This window comes from Oscillibacter valericigenes, from assembly GCF_016902445.1.
Classification (GTDB): Bacteria; Bacillota; Clostridia; order Oscillospirales; family Oscillospiraceae; genus Oscillibacter; species Oscillibacter avistercoris.
Genome location: NZ_JACSNX010000047.1, coordinates 1 through 3,802, shown reverse-complemented (window position 1 = coordinate 3,802; position 3,802 = coordinate 1). Strand labels below are relative to the sequence as shown.

Sequence of the window (3,802 nt, the reverse complement as noted above, 5' to 3'; positions counted from 1 at the left end):
AAAGTTTTTCTGCTGCACTGACGGATGCAACTTTTCCCCGCACTACCGGAGGTAGTGCGGGGAATGTTCCGCCGCCCGGAGGCTTTGGCCGTTTGCCCTCCGGGCGGGGACCCCCGTGAAAGGGGGATGTTTTTGAATCAGACAGCAAACTATGGACTCAGCCAGTGGGAAGCCACGGACCGGATCCTGATGGAAAATTTTAACAGCGATAACAGCAAGATCGACGCCGCCTTGAAAGCGCAGGCGGACACACTGGAATCACTCAGCCAAAAAGCCGGAGGGCGGCTATTGGGGACCCTAAAGGCCTCTGCTTCGGGGACCACATGCGAATTCCGGCTGGATGGTGTGGACTGGTCTGCCTGGCGGGAGGTCCATCTGGTGGCAGATCCGTACACGGACAGCGGGGCGGTGGTGACGGTCTACGCCTGCGGGTCCAACGCGGTGATGTGCGTGCTCAGCGGCAACACCTCCGCCGACCGGGCTCAGCATGCCAGTCTGGGACACATGGTGCTCTACCCACTATTTGATCCCAGGAATCGGGCTACTGTTATAGATCTCTGTGAGGGAGAGATGCGGGATGTGGGATACCAGTTTTCCAACCTTACCTATGTCCGGATGATCGTCAACAATGGACACACCCTTAAAGCCGGAACGGCTTTGGAAATTTGGGGTGCGAAGTGAGAATAGGCAAGGAAATCCCCCCGGGCAATAGCCCGGGGGGATTTTTCACACAGAATCCTTGCAGTAATGGCCCTTTATTAATGCCGCAAATCAAGACCACTGCAGGCTGACCGTGCAGTCAGCAGTGATGTTGGCAGTACCAGTAACGGTGAAGCTCTGAACAGTACCAGTACCAGTAGCGGTTCCACAGGTCACCATGTTGCTGCTGTCTGTCCAAGTTCTCACAGTATCCCAATCAGCATAACCGTTGGTCACAGAAACTTTGGCAGTCAGATCCTTTGCCAGATACACAGTAACCGGCGCCACTGTGACCTTAGAATCAGCAGTCGTGAAGGTTACCTCATAGACCTGCGTTTCATTCACCTTGACACTGGTGTACTCCATGTCATCATAGACAAAGCTCCAGCCAGTAGTGCCGTCCTTCTTGATGCTGGTGCAGCCCGCATCGGTCAGGATCGCACGGATATCACGGTCGGTCAGAGAAGTGGCCTTGCCAGACTCGACATAGAACTCGATGGTCGTGGGAGCACCAATGTTGACATCAATGACCTCGATCTCATCGCTCAGCTCGGGAGTAGAGGGCTTCTTGTCGTCTACTTCCTCGATCACCAGGAACTCGACCAGGTACTCGTCCACAACAGCATAGACCTTGTCATTGCTGTCCTTGGCGATAGCACGGTAAGAGCTGGCCTCAATGTTGCCATCCTCATCCACGTAGAAGATCTTGGCGTCGTCGGCCACAGTGATGGTGTAGTTGGCATTATCTTTGTGGTTCACGGTATCCAGCAGGACGGTGTAATCGGCGGAGATCTTGTCGATGCCTGCGCCGGTCAGGTACTCCTTGCCGGAGTCGCCCTCGCCGTCAGTGAAGGCCGTATAGCCGTTCGCACCGTTGGTGGAAACCTTGGTGATGACGCCGTACTTGTCAACGGAGTAGTTCTTGTACATACCGTTGAGGTTCTTGCCCAGGCTCTCGTCGACCTTGACAGTCTGAACCTCGCCGTTGACGATGGCCTGATACTCGAAGTAGTCGCCGTCCTTGTCGTGGATCAGGTTGGAGACGGACTCCTTAGCCAGGAACAGAGTGCTGTTGCTGTCGTCCTCAATAGCAGAGCCATTCTGCACGAACACGAACATGATGGTAGCCATCTTGCCGCTCTTGCAGTAAGCATAGGACTCAACAGCAGAGGCAGTGCCGTCAATGCTGGGAGCGTTCTTGATGCCGGTGTAGACCGTATAATCGTCGCTGGTGTCGTTGTACACCACGAATACGGTGCTGCTGTTGGTGGTCACGGTCTTGCCGCTATACAGCGTGACAGTGGCCTTATCATTCGCCATGGAGAAATTCTTGTTGGCGCTGGTATAGTCACCGATCGTGGTGTCAGTGGGGATGTTCTCGCTGGTGAGAGTCGCCTTGACAGCCTTCAGGGTGTAGTCACCATCCTCATCGACACGGTAGGTGACGATAGTGCCGTTGGGAATATAATCATCGGCATTGTTAGAGGTGTAGTTCTCGGTGGTATCGACGATCTTCTCGGTGCCATCCGCAAACACCAGCAGAGCACGGTTGTTGGAGAAGTTCTTCTTGTCCTGGGTATCAATCAGCAGAGCGTAGTCGCCGATTTCGTCGACTTCCTCGACATAAATCAGGTAGCCATAGGCGTCCAGATAGACGTCATAGTCCTCGTCCACGCTGACATTGCCGATGTCCTCACCAGCGATGTTCTTGGAAGCAGTGTAACGGGTGCCGTTGATGGTCAGAGCCTTGCGCTCGTCCTCATCCTTGGCATTGTTCTCCGCGCGGGTCACGGTGCCGGTGACCTCCTCAGCCAGAGCCACGGACTTGACCTCCTCGGCGGACTGAGAGTAGGTGTACAGGACATAGGCGTCGTCCTCGAAGGACTCGGCGGTCTCGAAGTCCTGGATGCCGTTCACGCCAGCAGGCTTCACGTCGCTATCGGGAGCGATCTCCACATAGGCGGCCTTGTTGCCCTTGGCGGCCACGGAGCGGTTGATGGTGCCCACATAGGTGTTCACCATGGTGATTACGACGGTGTCGTCGTCATCGTCATAGAAGACCTCGGTCAGAACGCCGTTGGCGCCAAACTCGGTGTCGTCGTCATTCTTGGTGATGGCAACGGCCTTATCCTTCAGCTCATCGCCATCCTCATAGACAGTGACGTCCTTCTTGTCCACGCTGCTGCCCAGGTCCAGGTCGGCATAGATGTCGTCCACGGCAACCTTGGCGGTGTAAGAGGCGTCGGCCTCCTTGGCGTAGGTGCCGATCTTCTCGGCCTTCAGGCGCCACACGTTGGCGGGACGGGCGAAATCATCAGTGCCGTCGGACAGCTTCAGATCGTCGAAGTAACGCTCGGCGAACTGCATCTTGTTGTCGTTGGCAATGGTCTCGTTGGCGTCGTTGTTGGTAACATCCTTCCGGCTGGAAGTGGTGTTGATGGTGATATCGCCCACAACGATGGTGTTCTGCTGGTCATACTCCACCATGGTGGCCTGCAGCATGTTGAAGGCGTACAGGGCGGCTTCCTGACGAGTCACGGCCTTGGAGCCCACAAACTCGTCGTTGCCGTCGTCCAGGCCGATACCAACAGCCTGCTTGATCACGGAAACAGTCCAGTTGGCGCCGGTGTAGTTCTCGATCTTGCTGTCATAGCCCAGGGCGCCCAGCAGCATCTTCATGAACGCGTTGCCGCTCAGAGTGCCGGTGGGACGGAAGGTGCCATCAGCATAGCCGCTGATGATGCCCTGCTGAGAGCAGTAGGTGATGTAGCCCGCGAAGGTGTTGGTCACGGGGACATCCTTGAAGGGAGCGGTGCCGGCGCTCAGAGCGGAGGCAGTGGTGGGGCCCAGGATCAGGTTGCAGATGATCTTGGCGGCCGCGCCACGGGTCAGGACATCATCGGGCCGGAAGTCGCCGCCGGAATAACCGTCGACAACGCCCAGGGCGGAGATCACATCCACAGCTTCTTTGTAGGTGATCTCGCTGTCGTCCGTGAAGTCCTTGGCGCCGGCGCTGACGGTGACCAGGGACATGGTCATCACCAGAGCAAGCACCAGAGAAAGGAACTTCTTCATTCGGATTTCTCCTCCTTTTGAGTTTTCG

Annotated in this window: 2 protein-coding genes; one reads left to right on the top strand and one right to left on the bottom strand. The window is 56.3% G+C overall.

Annotated features, from left to right (window positions below):
• Positions 1–132 precede the first annotated feature (132 nt).
• Complete coding sequence (locus H9X91_RS13890) at positions 133–681, top strand: hypothetical protein (RefSeq protein WP_204805856.1); 549 nt, start codon at positions 133–135, stop codon at positions 679–681.
• Between the two features lie 90 nt (positions 682–771).
• On the opposite strand, the gene H9X91_RS13885 is transcribed toward H9X91_RS13890, so the two are convergent.
• Complete coding sequence (locus tag H9X91_RS13885; protein ID WP_204805855.1) at positions 772–3,774, bottom strand: S-layer homology domain-containing protein; 3,003 nt, start codon at positions 3,772–3,774, stop codon at positions 772–774.
• Between the last annotated feature and the right edge of the window lie 28 nt (positions 3,775–3,802).

Excerpts from the sequence above, each read along its gene's own strand:
- H9X91_RS13885 (WP_204805855.1), bottom strand. The coding sequence starts at position 3,774 with ATGAAGAAGTTCCTTTCTCTGGTGCTTGCTCTGGTGATGACCATGTCC.